Raw genomic sequence first — 14,654 nt, forward strand, 5'->3', positions numbered from 1 at the left:
CCTGGTTGTCTGATTGGCCGCTATCGCGAGCGCTGCTCGCTCCTACAGGGGTCCGCGCCACGTTTGAGAGTGGCGCAAGAATCCAGCTGTTGTGGGAGCCTCCCATGTTGAACACCCTTCTACCCATCCTGCTGTTCGCTGCCCTTGGCCTGGCGGTGCTCGGCGCCCTGCGCCGGGTGCGCATGTGGCGGCGGGGCCGGCCTTCCAAGGTCAACCTGGTCGGCGGCCTGCTGGCCATGCCGCGGCGTTACCTGGTGGACCTGCACCATGTGGTCGAGCGCGACAAGTACATGTCCAAGACCCACGTGGCCACCGCCGGCGGTTTCGTGCTGTCGGCCGCGCTGGCGATCCTGGTGCACGGCTTCGGCCTGCAGAGCAAGATCCTTGGCTACGCCCTGCTGGTGGCCACGATCATCATGTTCAGCGGCGCCATTTTCGTCTTCAAGCGCCGCCTGAACCCGCCTGCACGCTTGTCCAAGGGCCCGTGGATGCGCCTGCCGAAAAGCCTGCTGGTGTTCGCCGCCAGCTTCTTCATCGCCACCTTGCCGGTGGCCGGCATCCTGCCGGCTGATACTGGCGGCTGGGTGATGGTCGGCATTCTTGGCCTGGGCGTGCTGTGGGGCGTGTCGGAGCTGTTCTTCGGCATGACCTGGGGCGGCCCGATGAAACACGCCTTCGCCGGTGCCCTGCACCTGGCCTGGCACCGGCGCGCCGAACGCTTCGGCGGCGGCCGTTCCACCGGCCTGAAACCGCTGGATCTGGAAGACCCAAGCGCACCCCTGGGGGTGGAAAAGCCGGCAGACTTCACCTGGAACCAACTGCTGGGCTTCGACGCCTGCGTGCAGTGCGGCAAGTGCGAGGCCATGTGCCCGGCGTTCGCTGCCGGCCAGCCGCTGAACCCGAAAAAACTGATTCAGGACATGGTCATCGGCCTGGCCGGTGGCACCGATGCGCAATTTGCCGGCAGCCCGTATCCGGGCAAGCCGATTGGCGAGCATGGCGGCCATCCGCACCAGCCGATCGTCAATGGCCTGGTCGACGCCGAGACGCTGTGGTCGTGCACCACCTGCCGCGCCTGCGTCGAGGAATGCCCGATGATGATCGAGCACGTCGATGCCATCGTCGACATGCGCCGCCACCTCACCCTGGAAAAAGGCGCCACCCCGAACAAGGGCGCCGAAGTGCTGGACAACCTGATCGCCACCGACAACCCCGGCGGCTTCGCCCCGGGCGGGCGGATGAACTGGGCGGCTGACCTCAACCTGCAGCTGTTGTCTGAGGTCAAGGCCACCGAGGTGCTGTTCTGGGTCGGTGACGGTGCCTTCGATATGCGCAACCAACGCACCCTGCGCTCGTTCGTCAAGGTGCTCAAGGCCTCGGGCGTGGACTTTGCCGTGCTCGGCCTGGAAGAACGCGACAGCGGCGACGTGGCGCGCCGCCTGGGCGACGAGGCGACCTTCCAGCAACTGGCCAAGCGCAATATCCAGACCCTGGCCAAGTACCGCTTCCAGCGCATCGTCACCTGCGACCCGCACAGCTTCCATGTGCTCAAGAACGAGTATGGGGCGTTGGGCGGCGACTACCAGGTGCAGCACCACAGCACCTACATCGCCGAACTGATCGAGGCGAAGAAACTCAACCTCGGCCAGCACAAGGGCGGCAGCGTCACCTACCACGACCCGTGCTACCTGGGCCGCTACAACGGCGAGTATGAAGCGCCGCGTGCGGTGCTCAAGGCACTGGGCATCGAAGTACGCGAGATGCAGCGCTCGGGCTTCCGTTCCCGTTGCTGCGGCGGCGGTGGCGGTGCGCCGATCACCGACATCCCCGGCAAGCAGCGCATTCCAGACATGCGCATGGACGATATCCGCGAAACCGAGGCCGAGCTGGTGGCCGTGGGCTGCCCACAATGCACCGCGATGCTCGAAGGCGTGGTCGAACCGCGCCCGCAGATCAAGGATTTGGCCGAGTTGGTGGCCGATGTGTTGATCGAAGCGGACGCACCGGCCGCGGCAAAGCCGCAAACGGCTAAACGTGAACCTGCGGAGGTGCACTGATGAGCGACATTATCCGCCGCGACCCACGCGCCGAGTGGATCGCCCGTAACCGCCTGCACCCGCTGCACGCGGCCATGCAAACGCAACAAACGCGCTGGATGGGCCCCAACGGCCTGCTGCGCAAGAACCCCCATGCCCTGGCCGCAGGCTTCATTGGCCCGGCAGGCCTCAAGCGTATCGACCGCAGCGGCGCCCAGCAGGGCACCGGTGTCGGCGGGCGGCGTACGGCGGCGGCCGAGGTGCAGTTGCCGCTGCACCAAGTCCCGGCGCCAGCGTTCTACGTCGCCGTGGTGCCCGATATGGTGGGTGGCCGCCTGAGCAGCCACGACCGCGACCTGCTCGGCCTTGCCCACAGCCTGGCGGGCAGCGACGGCGCCGTGCTGGCCGTGGTGTTCGGCGAACACAAGGAAAGCAACTTCGCCACCGCCGGTGTCGACCGCCTGCTGGTGATCGAAGGCGAAGCGTTCGAAGGTTATGCACCGGAGCAACTGGTGCAGGGCCTGCGCGCTGTGGATAACCAGTTCACCCCCCGCCACTGGTTGCTGCCCGACAGCCGCAGCGGCGGTGGCGAACTGGGCCGGCGCTTTGCGGCGGCCCTGGGCGAACGTCCGGCCACGCGGGTATGGCAAGTGAAGGACGACCAGTGCATTGGCCGCGCCGGCGCCGGCCAGCAAGACCTGCAACGCGCCGTACCACGCCTGATTCTGGGCGCGGCGGAATGTGCCGAGCCGGTCAGCGAAACCCGCCACGAAGCGTTACCGGTGGAGTTGTCCACAAGCGTGCCGCGCAGCCTGTCGCGCATCGAGGACCTGGGCTCGGTGGCCGTCGACCCGGCGACCATCGCCATGGCCGAGGCCGAGTTCATCGTTTCTGGCGGCAATGGCGTGAAGGACTGGGCCCTGTATCACCAGGCCACCGCCGCCCTCGGTGCTACCGAAGGTGCCTCGCGGGTGGCGGTGGACGACGGCTTCATGCCGCGCAACCGCCAGGTGGGTGCCACGGGTACCTGGGTTACCGCGCGGGTGTATGTGGCGGTGGGCATTTCCGGGGCGATCCAGCACCTGCAGGGTATCGGCGCCTGCGACAAGGTGGTGGCGATCAACATGGACCCAGGCTGCGACATGATCAAACGGGCGGACCTGTCGGTGATTGGCGACAGTTCGGCGATTCTCAAGGCACTGATCGAGGCTGTGGACAACTTCCGCAGCGGCGGCCAGCGCGACGCGGCATAAGGGCACGAGCATGAGTACGAAAGTGATCAGCCTGGTTTCCATCGGTGCCCACCCAAGCTCCGGCCGCGCCCGCCGCGCCGAGCAGGATGCGCGAGCGGTGGAGCTGGGGTTGCAGCTGGCGGGGGATAACTTGCAGGTGGTGCATGCCGGCGACCCGCGTGAAGAGGCCTTGCGCGCCTACCTGGGCATGGGCCTGGATCACCTGGATGTGCTGGAGCAGCCGGCCGGTGCCGATGTGCTTGGGGTACTGGGCGATTACCTGCGCGATGCTGGCGCCCAGTTGGTGCTGACCGGCAGCCAGGCGGAAACCGGTGAAGGTTCGGGCATGCTGCCGTTTTTGCTGGCCGAGAAGCTGGGTTGGCCGTTGGTGGTGGGGTTGGCGGAAGTGGAGTCGATCGACAACGGCATCGCCCAGGTACTGCAGGCGCTGCCACGGGGCCAGCGGCGCCGCTTGAAGGTGCGCCTGCCGCTGCTGGCGACTGTGGATAACGCCGCGCCCAAGCCGCGTCAGAGCGCCTTTGGGCCTGCCCGCAGGGGTGTGCTGGCGGCGCGCAATGTGGCAATCGTCGAAGATGAATTGCTGGCCGAAGCCGAACTGCAGCCGGCACGGCCCAGGCCCAAGCGGCTCAAGGTCATCAAGGCCAAGAGCGGTGCGGACCGGATGAAGGCGGCAACGGCCAAGGCCAGCGGTGGCGGCGGCAAGGTGCTGAAGGATGTTTCTCCACAGGAAGGTGCAGAAGCCATACTCAAGCTGCTGGTGGAAGAGGGCGTGCTGCGCTAAGGCCCCCTGTAAAAATCCCCACCCCCTGCTGGCTACCCCTGTAGGAGCGAGCGCAGCTCGCGATGGGCTGCAAAGCAGCCCCAGCTCTTAAGCCGCGATGCTGAAACTGGGGCCGCTGCGCGCCCCATCGCGAGCTACGCTCGCTCCTACAGTTAGGCGTTCAGTTAGGCATTCAGGCAACACTACTGCCGCACGACGTTGAACGCCCAATTGGCCAAACCCTCGCTCACCGGCTCGAACGACACCCGCTCCCCCGCCAGCAGCCCCCCATCCCCCGTCGCACAGCGCAGTACCAGGTAATCCCAACCTTGCCCCTCGGCGCTGATTATTCCCATCCCACGGCCGTCATCGAACCATTTCACAGTGCCTGTGAGGCGGCTGTGCATAAGTAGCTCCTAGGGTAGTGCCAAAATAATGGCCACTACTCCATCACAGATGGCAAACCAGCGAAACTGGTAAAAATGTCAGCTACGTCGCAAATTTGCCCACGGAATCTGTTCGTCAACGTGTGGATAAAGTGTTGGTGCATGGTTGCAGGCCCCATTTCTAGGGCGCTCTGGAGTAATGTTCAAAAAATGACCAGGCTAGGATCGATCAGCGAAGGGTGTCTTCTCTGGTCAAGCGCCCTATTTGCTCACAATCGCTGTTAGTCGGTCTGTGGATAATATGTTGGGGATACGCTGAAAGGCCTACAGATACTGGTCTTGAGAGAATTGATCAAAAATTGATCACATTACGGTTTCTTCCAGCGATTTGCCCATGAATCAAGGCATTGGCTCGGTTATCCACAGTCTTTGAGAGGACGATGCCCGACTACCCACAATCTCTGTTGGTGGGTTTGTGGGTAAGTTGTTCGAAATCGCCTGCAGCCCTTTTAAAACGGGTTGTCTAAGGTTTTGTTTAAAAAATGATCAATGACGATCAGGTTTTATCCTTCAAATATTCGTTCTGGTTCATTGGGCCCATTGCGGAGCCTGTTGATAACTCAGGAAACTGACAAAATTACCAGTGCCCGAGTGTGGAACGGAGAGATAAGCTTTCTCCAACCACACCCACCGGGAGTTAGCCCCATGCCTACACTGCCCGCTGCTGCCAGCCAATACACCGCGTATGGCCATCACCCACGAGTTAAAGGTTCCGCGCTTGCGTTTAACGGTGAACGGCCAGATTCGATCACGGGTTGCTATCACCTAGGCAATGGCTATCGCGCCTATAACTGCGAATTGATGCGTTTCCAGGCACCAGATTCACTAAGCCCATTTGGTGAAGGAGGGTTGAATGCGTATGCGTACTGCGCTGGAGATCCGGTTAATGCACGTGATCCGACAGGTCACGGGGTATTAACCGCAGCGTTGACATTACGAGGCTTAGGGATGGGTTCGAATGCGGCGACTCTGGCATACAATTTCCTCGGGCCAGAACCTACCAATCGTGTGGGGCTTAACGCCTCTCGCATGAGCACATTCGGCGCAGTGTTGAGTCTGGGAAGTTCGGCGGCCCAGTTCGCGGGAGTCGAGACTGCAGTTTTCGGTGCGAACGTCGGGACGGGAATAACCATGACGGGTATCGGGATACGCGCCGTCAACGCTGCGATAGGCCCAGGTTCTCAACCGCTGACGCGGATCAGGCGGAATTTTCAGTTACTCACATCGGGCATTCCCTCAGAGCAGCCGGCAGCGGACATACCTCTTGAAGGGATAACAGTCCAGTTACCACGGGGCGTGCCCGTGCGGGCATCAATCGTCGACCGCCCCCGCCACGAAGTTAGACGCGAGCCTGTCGTGGAGTTTGATCCCGACGCAGTGGAGAGGCAAAGCATGGGGATACGGCGAAGAAGATACTCAATGTGAGTTGGATGGACCAAGGTCCGGTCCATCCATAGCGCAGTAGAGCGATTACTGAGCCTGCACTTCCTTCAGGTACGGCGCCGGCTCTGCCCCGAGGTTGTTGAGCAACCGCTGGCTGTACCAGTCAATGAAGTTCACCACGCCAAACTCGTAGGTCTTCGAGTAAGGCCCTGGCTGGTATGCCGTGGAGTTGATCCCCCGTTGGTTCTCTTCGGCCAAGCGGCGGTCCTGGTCGTTGGTGGCGTCCCACACCTTGCGCATGTGCTCAGGGTTGTAGTCCACGCCTTCCACCGCATCCTTGTGCACCAGCCACTTGGTGGTGACCATGGTTTCCTGGGCGCTGATCGGCCACACGGTGAACACGATCATGTGGTCGCCCATGCAGTGGTTCCACGAGTGCGGCAGGTGCAGGATGCGCATCGAGCCCAGGTCGGGGTTCTTGATGCGGCCCATCAGCTTCTGGCAGGCCTGCTTGCCGTCCATGGTCATCGACACCGTGCCCTTGAGCAGCGGCATGCGCACGATGCGGTTACGCAGGCCGTGGCTCTTGTGCAGGTACGGGATCTTCTCGGCATCCCAGGCAGCGGCGGAGCTGGCCACGTGGTCCTTGAATTCCTGGCTGGCACGTGGGTCGTTGGTGTCGTCCCACTCCAGCAGGGTTTGCAGCAATTCTGGGTGCGAACCGCTGCAGTGGTAGCACTCGCGGTTGTTTTCCAGCACCAGCTTCCAGTTGGCCTTTTCCATCAAGGTGGTGTGCACCGCCACCTTGGTGTTCTCCATGTCGTACGGTTCCATGTAGTGGTCCAGGGTGGCCAGGAACTCGTCGATGGCCGGCGGGTTTTCCGCCAGGCTGATGAAGATGTAGCCGCCGGCGACCTTCACGTTCACAGGCTTGAGGCCGTACTGCTTCATGTCGAAGTCGGCGCCCATTTCGGTGCCCGCGAACAGCAGGCGGCCGTCCAGCTCGTAGGTCCACTGGTGGTAGTGGCAGACCAGCTTGGCCACCTTGCCCTTGTCGCTGACGCACAGGCGCGAACCACGGTGGCGGCACACGTTGTGGAAGGCATGCACCTTGCCCTCGGTACCGCGCACCACCAGGATCGGGTTGTTGCCGATCTGCAGGGTGATGTAGTTACCCTTGGCCGGGATCTCGCAGGTCATGCCGGCGATCAACCATTCCTTCTGGAAGATTTCCTGCATGTCGATCTGAAACAGACGCTCGTCGGTGTAGAACGGCTGGGGCAGCGAGTAGGTGCGCTCGCGGGTCTGCAGCATCTCGGCGGTGGCCTTGCGTGCAGGTTCCAGGGGATCGCCCAGGCTCAGGGTTGCGGTGACGTCCATCGTGTCTTCCTCGGGGCCGTGTGCGGCCGGCAAAAGGTGGCTAATCGTTGTTGTCGTGGTTCAACAGCAGGCTGGTTGTTTTGCCGTGGAGTGTGCGTCCGAAGACGCCGTGAACCGTATCCATGGACGACATGGCCGATTTGAATTACGACGCGCCAACCCTTGCAGTGCGGGGCTGGTCGCGATGAGCACGTCGATGTCGCTGGCAGGAATGTACGACGCCCGTCCCTTGAGCATTATCGGAGCCATAAAAAGGGCCAATAGTCGGCCGCTGGAGATGAACATGTCCGATACCTTCCTCAATCCGGTCAGCACCCAGACCTGGGCCAATGGCCGCCACATCGTGCGCTGCGTCAAGGTCATCCAGGAAACCTGGGACGTGCGCACCTTCTGCTTCATGGCCGACCAGCCGATCATGTTCTTCTTCAAGCCCGGGCAGTTCGTGACCCTGGAGCTGGAGATCGAAGGCAAGCCGGTGATGCGCTCGTACACCATCTCCAGTTCGCCGTCGGTGCCCTACAGCTTCTCGATCACCGTCAAGCGCGTGCCGGGTGGCCTGGTTTCCAACTTCCTCCACGACACCATGCACGAAGGCGCCGAGCTGCCGGTGCACGGCCCGGTGGGGCTGTTCAACGCCATCGACTTCCCCGCCGGCAAGGTGCTGTACCTGTCCGGTGGCGTGGGTATTACCCCGGTGATGTCGATGGCGCGCTGGTTCTACGACACCAATGCCAACGTCGACATGGTGTTCGTGCACAGCGCCCGTTCCCCCAAGGACATCATCTACCACCGCGAACTGGAGCAGATGGCTTCGCGCATTCCCAACTTCAGCCTGCACATCATTTGCGAGAAGCATGGCCTGGGTGAGCCTTGGGCGGGTTACCGCGGCTACCTGAACCAGCGCCTGATGGAGTTGATTGCGCCGGACTACATGGACCGCGTGGTGTTCTGCTGCGGCCCGACGCCCTACATGACGGCGGTCAAGCGCATGCTCGAAGCGGTTGGCTTCGACATGAAGAACTACCACGAGGAATCGTTCGGCGCCACGCCACCGGAGGCCAAGGCCGATGCGGTGGAACATGCCGAGCAGGCGGCCGATGCGCCGGAGGTGGATGCGTCGGACCTCAACCTGGTGGAGTTCATCGGCAGCGAGAAGAGCATTCGCGTGGCACCGGGCGAAACCGTGCATGCGGCGGCGGCCAAGGTTGGGCTGATGATTCCCAAGGCGTGCGGCATGGGCATTTGCGGGACGTGCAAAGTGCTCAAGCTGGGCGGCGAGGTGGAGATGGAGCACAACGGCGGGATTACCGAGGAGGACGAAGCCGAGGGCTATATCCTGTCGTGCTGCAGCGTGCCGAAGGGGGATGTGCGGATCGATTATTGAGCCGTCGACCAATCTGGAACAATCTGGTAGGAGCGAGCGCAGCTCGCGATGGGGGGCGCAGCGGCCCCAGGTTCTCAGCTTCGCAGCTGATATTGCCGGGGCTGCGTTGCAGCCCATCGCGAGCTGCGCTAGCTCCTACCGTGGATACGCAAACTTTCAGGTCCGGAACCGCGCCACCAGGCCATTCAAATCAACCGCAAGGCGCGACAGCTCGGCACTCGCCGCGCTGGTTTGATGCGCCCCGGTGGCGCTCTGCACCGACAGGTCGTTGATGTTCACCAGGTTGCGGTCCACTTCGCGGGCCACCTGGGCTTGCTCCTCCGCCGCGCTGGCGATCACCAGGTTACGTTCGTTGATCTGCGCCACCGCCCCGGCGATGGTGTCCAGCGCCATGCCGGCGCCCTTGGCGATGTTCAGCGTCGACTCGGCGCGCTCGGTGCTGGTGCGCATCGACTCCACGGCCTCTTCGGTGCCGCCCTGGATGCTGCCGATCATGCGCTCGATCTCGCTGGTCGACTGCTGGGTGCGATGGGCCAGTGCCCGCACTTCATCGGCCACCACGGCAAAGCCACGGCCCGCCTCACCGGCACGCGCCGCTTCGATCGCCGCGTTCAGGGCCAGCAGGTTGGTCTGGTCGGCCAGGCCACGGATCACGTCGAGCACCTTGCCGATGTCGCGCGACTGCTCAGCCAGGTGGGTAATCAGCTTGGCGGTGGCCTGCACATCACCGCTCATGCGCTCGATGGCGCCGACGGTTTCCATCACCAGGTCACGGCCATCGCCTGCCGAACGGCTGGCTTCGCTGGAGGCTTCGGAGGTGCTGACGGCATTGCGCGCCACCTCTTCAACGGCGCTGGTCATTTCGGTAACCGCCGTGGCGGCCTGTTCGATCTCGTTGTTCTGCTGCTGCAGGCCACGGGCACTTTCGTCGGTGACGCAGTTCAGCTCCTCGGCCGCCGAGGCCAGCTGGGTGGCGGAGCCGGCAATCAGCTGCAGGGTGTCGCGCAGCTTGTCCTGCATGCGGGCCATGGCGCGCAGCAGGCGTGCCGCTTCGTCGGTGCCTTCGGCGCGGATCACCTGGGTCAGGTCGCCATCGGCGATCTGCTCGGCGGCCTGCAGGGCTTCGTCGATTGGCTTGACGATGCTGCGGGTCAGCAGGAAGGCGCAGAGGAAGGTCAGCACGGCGGCAGCGACCAGCAAGCCGATGACCAAGGCGAAGGCGGTGGCGTACTGGCTGGCGGCGGTCTGGTTGGTGTCGCGGGTCTGGTCGGTGTTGATCTGCACCAGGGTGTCCATGACCTTGTTGATCTGGTCGGAGTTGGCCAGCAGGTCGTTGTTCAGCAGGTTGCGCAGGCCGTCCACATCACCGGCCTGGCTCAGGGTGCGCATGCGCGACTCCAGCTGGCGGTACTGGGCGAGCAACTGGCCGAACTGCTCGAACGCTGCCTTTTCGTCCGCGGCGGTCACCAGCGGCTCATAGGCGCGGCGCGCGCGGTCGATCTGGGCATTGCGCTCGTCCAGCAGGCGCAGGGTGTCGCGCTGGGTTTCCGGCTCGCGGTTGAGCAACAGGCGGTAAGACAGGGTGCGCATGCGCAGGTTGAGCGCGGTCAGCTCGTCGAGGGTCTTGATGCTGGGCACGCTGACTTCTTCGATGACCACGCCGGCCTGTCGGATGTTGCCCATTTGCACGAGCGAGAAGATACCGAGGCCGAGCATGATCACGCCGATCAGGGCGAACCCGAGCAACGCGCGCGGGGCGATGTTCATGTTGCGTAGAGACATGGGAAAGAGTCCAGGCAGGGGAGAGGGGGCGCGCGGTCCGTGCGACGAAATAAGACCTGCCTGTCTATCGGTCGTGACCGGCCAGTCTTGAGGCTGATAGCGAAAAAATGTGAGGTAGCTATCTATTTACCTGACCGGCGGTTGACCCAGGTCGGAACAAGGGGGCCGATACCCTGTCAATCTGCGGGTTAGAAACCTTGTAAATCCGATATTTAATGGCGGGGGCTCACACTTTTCTTTATCGTGTGCGACCTTTGCAACAACCCGAGATAGACCCATGCTGGAAGCCTCCCTGAATCAAATCGAGCAACTGGTCAGCGACCTGATGCAGAAAAACGCTCAACTCACCGAGCAGAACACCGCCCTGGGCCAAGAACTGGCCCAGGCCAAGGAAGAAAACGAAACCCTGCAGCTGTCGCTGATGGAGCAGGAAGAGAAGAACGGCAGCACCGCTGCACGCCTGCAAGCCTTGGTTGATCGCGCCAGCGCAGGCGTCGCCAACGCATGAGACTGCAAGCGCAGCCGATCAATGTCGTGTCGATCCTCGGCATCGATTATTCGATCAAGGCGCCCGAGGGCCAGGAAGACACCCTGGCCCAGGCAGTGCGGATGCTCAACACCGCGCTGAACGAAACCAAGCGCCAGTACCCGACCCTGATCGGTGACAAGCTGCTGGTGCTGGCCGCGCTGAACCTGTGTTCCCGGCAGGTTGAACTGCAGAAGGAACACCAGCAGACCCTGGAGCGCACCCAGGCGCAAATCGACGCCACGGTGGATGCGATCGTTCGGACCATTGCCGAACAGTAGCAGCCTGATGCTCGGATACCTGTGGGAGCGGGCTTGCCCGCTCCCACATGATCGGCGCAGTTGTCGCAGATCACTGGATTAACTGAATACGCAAGTGTATACACTTTCCGCAAAACAATAATGAGCGGGGAGCATGGGCATGCGTATCTGGCGTAAGGGCATCCAGTGGCAATTGATCGCGAGCATGGGCGCTGCCCTGTTGGCAAGCATCCTGGTGGTGGTGGTCATCTTCACGGTGGCGCTCAACCGCCTCACCGAGCGTTACCTGGTGGACACGGCCTTGCCGGCCAGCATCGAAGCCATCCGCAACGACATCGAGCGCATGCTCGGCCAACCGCTGACAGCGGCCGCCGACATTGCCGGCAACACCTTGCTGCGCGACTGGCTCGCCGCTGGCGAAGACCCCGCCCAGGCCCCGCAATTTCTCGAGTACCTGCAGGCTGCCAAGCAGCGCAACCACGCCTTCACGGCCATGTTCGCCGCCCCTGCAACGGGCCACTACTACCACGAGAACGGCCTGGACCGAACCCTCAGCCGCGCCAACCCCAAGGACGCATGGTTCTACGGCTACATCGACGGCGGCGCCGAGCGCCAGGTGAACATCGACATCGATGGCGCCACGGGCGAGCTGGCGCTGTTCATCAACTACCGCGTGGAAAAGGCCGGCAAGCTGGTTGGCGTGGCCGGCATGGGCTTGCGCATGACCGAGCTGTCGAAGCTGATTCACGACTTCAGCTTCGGTGAGCAGGGCAAGGTGCTGCTGGTGCGCAACGACGGGCTGATCCAGGTGCACCCGGACGCAGCGCTCAGCGGCAAGCGCCAGTTAAGCGAAGACATCGGTACGCAAGCGTCCCAGGCCGTAATGGGCCAGGGCGAGCAACTGCGCAGCGCGCATTTCACTCGTAATGGTGAAGATTACCTGGCCCTGGGGCTGCCCCTGCGTGATTTGAACTGGACCCTGGTGGCCGAAGTGCCCGAGGCGCAGATTTATGCACAGATGCGCCAGGCCGTTTCGCTTACCAGCCTGATCGGCGGCGGCGTGGCGCTGCTGTCGCTGCTGCTGGTGGTGCTGTTGGCCCGTGGCCTGGTGCGGCCGATTCGCCGCGTGACCACCGCCTTGGTGCAGATCGGCAGCGGTGCCGGCGACCTCAGCCACCGCCTGGACGATTCACGCCAGGATGAGCTGGGCGACCTGGCCCGCGGCTTCAACCGCTTCCTCGACAGCCAGCGGGCGTTGATTGGCGAGGTGCTGCGCACCACCGAACGCCTGCACCGGGCGGTGGAGCAGGTAACCCAGGTGGTGGACAACACCGCCGAGCGCTCGGGCCGCCAGCAGGAAATGACCGAAATGGTCGCCACCGCCGTGCATGAGATGGGCCTCACCGTGCAGGACATCGCCCGCAATGCCGGCGACGCGGCCCTGGCCTCGCAAACGGCGCGGGAAGAGGCCGTGCAGGCCCGCGAAGTGGTGCGGCGCTCGGTGCAGGGCATCGAGGGCATGTCGGGCGACATTGGCAAGGCAGCTGACGCGGTAGGCCAGCTGGCCGAGGAAGTCGCCTCGATCGACCAGGTATTGGCGGTGATTCGCAGCATTTCCGAACAAACCAACCTGCTGGCGCTGAACGCCGCCATCGAGGCGGCCAGGGCAGGGGAGATGGGCCGTGGCTTTGCCGTGGTGGCCGATGAAGTGCGCACCCTGGCCCGGCGCACGCAGCTTTCCACCGATGAGGTGCAGCAGATGATTCAGCGCCTCAAGCACGGGGCGGGGTCAGCGGTGAGTTCGATGCAGGCGGGGCAGCAGGCCACGGGCAGTGGGGTGGAATCGAGCCAGCGTACTGGGGCGTCGCTGGGTGCCATTACCGAGCAGGTCGAGCACATCAGCGACATGAACCAGCAGGTGGCCACTGCGACCGAGGAGCAGTCGGCGGTGACCGAGGAAATCAACCGCACGGTGCAGGGGATTTCCGACCTGGCCAGGGAAACCGCTGCCGAGGTGCAGGGCTGCCGCGAGCAGTGCCAGGCCCTGCGTGGCCTGGCCGACGATTTGGCGCGGCAGATGGGTGGGTTCAGGCTGTAGCATGCAATTCGCGAGCTACGCTCGCTCCTACCAGGGATTGCGTACCCCGGTAGGAGCGAGCGCAGCTCGCGAATGCGCCCTGTCAGGCGCTGACGATGCTGCGGATATCCGCCGCCAGCTCGCGCACCCGCTCTTGCTCGGTATCCCACGAACACATGAACCGCGCCCCACCACTGCCAATGAAGGTATAGAACCGCCAGCCCTTGCCACGCAGCGCTTCAATGGCGTGCTCCGGCATCTGCAGGAACACCCCGTTGGCCTCCACCGGGAACATCAGCTGCACCCCAGGCAGGTCGCTCACCAGCGACGCCAGCAACTGCGCACACTGGTTGGCATGATTGCCATACCGTAGCCAGGCACCACCCTCCAGCAGCCCGACCCACGGCGCCGACAGGAAGCGCATTTTCGACGCCAGCTGCCCGGCCTGCTTGCAGCGGTAGTCGAAGTCCTCGGCCAGTTGGCGATTGAAGAACAGAATCGCCTCGCCCACCGCCATGCCGTTCTTGGTGCCGCCAAAGCACAGCACATCCACGCCGGCCTTCCAGGTGAGTTCAGCCGGGCTGCAGCCGAGGAAGGCGCAGGCATTGGTGAAGCGTGCGCCGTCCATGTGCAGGTTCAGGCCCAGCTCCTTGCAAGTGGCGCTGATCGCCTTGAGCTCGTCGGGGCGGTAAACGGTGCCCACTTCGGTGGCCTGGGTGAGGGTGACCACCCGTGGCTTGGGGTAGTGGATGTCCTGGCGCTTGAGCGCCACTTCGCGGATCGACTCGGGCGTGAGCTTGCCGTTGACGCTGGGCGCGGTGAGCAGCTTGGAGCCGTTGGAGAAGAACTCCGGCGCGCCGCACTCGTCGGTTTCGACGTGGGCGGTTTCCGAGCAGATCACGCTGTGGTAGCTCTGGCACAGCGAGGCCAGGGCCAGGGAGTTGGCGGCGGTGCCGTTGAAGGCGAAGAACACCTCGCAGTCGGTTTCGAACAGCTGGCGGAAGTATTCCGACGCCCGCTCGGTCCATTGGTCGTCGCCGTAGGCACGGTCGTGGCCATGGTTGGCCTTTTCCATCGCGGCCCAGGCTTCGGGGCAGATGCCGGAATAGTTGTCGCTGGCGAATTGTTGGCTCTTATCTGTCATGACACTGTCCTGTGAACGACGCAGAACAGCACTCTAAACCATCGCTTTGGCGGTTGCCTATACAAGCTGTGCATGGGCTGATTTCAGTGTTGTTTGTGCTGGCCTTTTCGCGGGGCAAGCCCGCGCCTACAAGGCCCGCGCGCCCAGGTTCCCTGTAGGAGCGGGCTTGCCCCGCGAAAAGGCCGGCCCTGAGAACACAAACCCAATGTCGTAAACGCGCCAT

12 protein-coding genes are annotated in these 14,654 nt (G+C 63.4%); 8 read left to right on the forward strand and 4 right to left on the reverse strand.

Translation table 11 applies throughout. From position 1 onward, the window contains the following. Positions 1 to 104 precede the first annotated feature (104 nt). From dgcB to F3J45_RS21475, 3 genes are read left to right on the forward strand one after another with little or no spacing between them, the layout of a single operon-like run. Positions 105 to 2,057 carry a dimethylglycine demethylation protein DgcB gene (gene dgcB / locus F3J45_RS21465; RefSeq protein WP_167067526.1) on the forward strand — a complete coding sequence of 651 codons (1,953 nt, stop codon included), beginning with the start codon at positions 105 to 107 and terminating at the stop codon, positions 2,055 to 2,057. After that, the gene (locus F3J45_RS21470; RefSeq protein WP_167067531.1) at positions 2,057 to 3,289 is read left to right on the forward strand and encodes an electron transfer flavoprotein subunit alpha/FixB family protein; all 1,233 of its coding nucleotides are present in this window, start codon (positions 2,057 to 2,059) and stop codon (positions 3,287 to 3,289) included. The genes dgcB and F3J45_RS21470 overlap by 1 nt, the downstream gene beginning before the upstream one ends. 10 nt (positions 3,290 to 3,299) lie before the next feature. Then, positions 3,300 to 4,070, forward strand: coding sequence for an electron transfer flavoprotein subunit beta (locus F3J45_RS21475; RefSeq protein ID WP_167067537.1), 771 nt, complete (start codon positions 3,300 to 3,302; stop codon positions 4,068 to 4,070). Positions 4,071 to 4,252: 182 nt separating this feature from the next. On the opposite strand, the gene F3J45_RS21480 is transcribed toward F3J45_RS21475, so the two are convergent. After that, a complete protein-coding gene (locus F3J45_RS21480; protein WP_167067542.1) occupies positions 4,253 to 4,456 on the reverse strand; it encodes a cold-shock protein in 204 nt (67 codons plus the stop codon). Positions 4,457 to 5,140: 684 nt separating this feature from the next. On the opposite strand from F3J45_RS21480, the gene F3J45_RS29880 reads away from it, so the two are divergent. Then, positions 5,141 to 5,920 (forward strand): RHS repeat-associated core domain-containing protein, encoded by a 780-nt coding sequence (locus F3J45_RS29880; protein ID WP_205300628.1) that lies wholly within the window; start codon positions 5,141 to 5,143, stop codon positions 5,918 to 5,920. A 45-nt stretch (positions 5,921 to 5,965) separates the two neighbouring features. Here F3J45_RS29880 and gbcA read toward each other — a convergent pair whose 3' ends face one another. Further along, entirely contained in the window at positions 5,966 to 7,258 is a 1,293-nt protein-coding gene (gene gbcA, locus F3J45_RS21490; RefSeq protein ID WP_167067548.1) for a glycine-betaine demethylase subunit GbcA, read from the reverse strand. A gap of 283 nt (positions 7,259 to 7,541) precedes the next feature. Here gbcA and gbcB point away from each other — a divergent pair, with 283 nt between their 5' ends. Next, the gene (gene gbcB, locus F3J45_RS21495; protein WP_167067551.1) at positions 7,542 to 8,642 is read left to right on the forward strand and encodes a glycine-betaine demethylase subunit GbcB; all 1,101 of its coding nucleotides are present in this window, start codon (positions 7,542 to 7,544) and stop codon (positions 8,640 to 8,642) included. 156 nt (positions 8,643 to 8,798) lie between these two features. Here the strand turns inward: gbcB and F3J45_RS21500 are convergent, their stop codons facing one another. Continuing rightward, positions 8,799 to 10,424 (reverse strand): methyl-accepting chemotaxis protein, encoded by a 1,626-nt coding sequence (locus F3J45_RS21500; RefSeq protein ID WP_167067556.1) that lies wholly within the window; start codon positions 10,422 to 10,424, stop codon positions 8,799 to 8,801. A gap of 277 nt (positions 10,425 to 10,701) precedes the next feature. Here F3J45_RS21500 and F3J45_RS21505 point away from each other — a divergent pair, with 277 nt between their 5' ends. The 3 genes from F3J45_RS21505 to F3J45_RS21515 all read left to right on the forward strand — a co-directional run bounded on the left by F3J45_RS21505 (position 10,702) and on the right by F3J45_RS21515 (position 13,308). Continuing rightward, positions 10,702 to 10,932 carry a hypothetical protein gene (locus F3J45_RS21505; RefSeq protein WP_167067559.1) on the forward strand — a complete coding sequence of 77 codons (231 nt, stop codon included), beginning with the start codon at positions 10,702 to 10,704 and terminating at the stop codon, positions 10,930 to 10,932. Then, a complete protein-coding gene (locus F3J45_RS21510) occupies positions 10,929 to 11,231 on the forward strand; it encodes a cell division protein ZapA (RefSeq protein ID WP_167067562.1) in 303 nt (100 codons plus the stop codon). The genes F3J45_RS21505 and F3J45_RS21510 overlap by 4 nt, the downstream gene beginning before the upstream one ends. A gap of 139 nt (positions 11,232 to 11,370) precedes the next feature. Then, positions 11,371 to 13,308 carry a methyl-accepting chemotaxis protein gene (locus F3J45_RS21515; RefSeq protein ID WP_167067564.1) on the forward strand — a complete coding sequence of 646 codons (1,938 nt, stop codon included), beginning with the start codon at positions 11,371 to 11,373 and terminating at the stop codon, positions 13,306 to 13,308. An 82-nt stretch (positions 13,309 to 13,390) separates the two neighbouring features. On the opposite strand, the gene F3J45_RS21520 is transcribed toward F3J45_RS21515, so the two are convergent. Next, positions 13,391 to 14,431 (reverse strand): low specificity L-threonine aldolase, encoded by a 1,041-nt coding sequence (locus F3J45_RS21520; protein WP_167067567.1) that lies wholly within the window; start codon positions 14,429 to 14,431, stop codon positions 13,391 to 13,393. Positions 14,432 to 14,654 lie beyond the last annotated feature (223 nt).

Origin of the sequence: Pantoea sp. Ap-967, assembly GCF_011752565.1 — a bacterium.
Lineage (GTDB): Bacteria > Pseudomonadota > Gammaproteobacteria > Pseudomonadales > Pseudomonadaceae > Aquipseudomonas.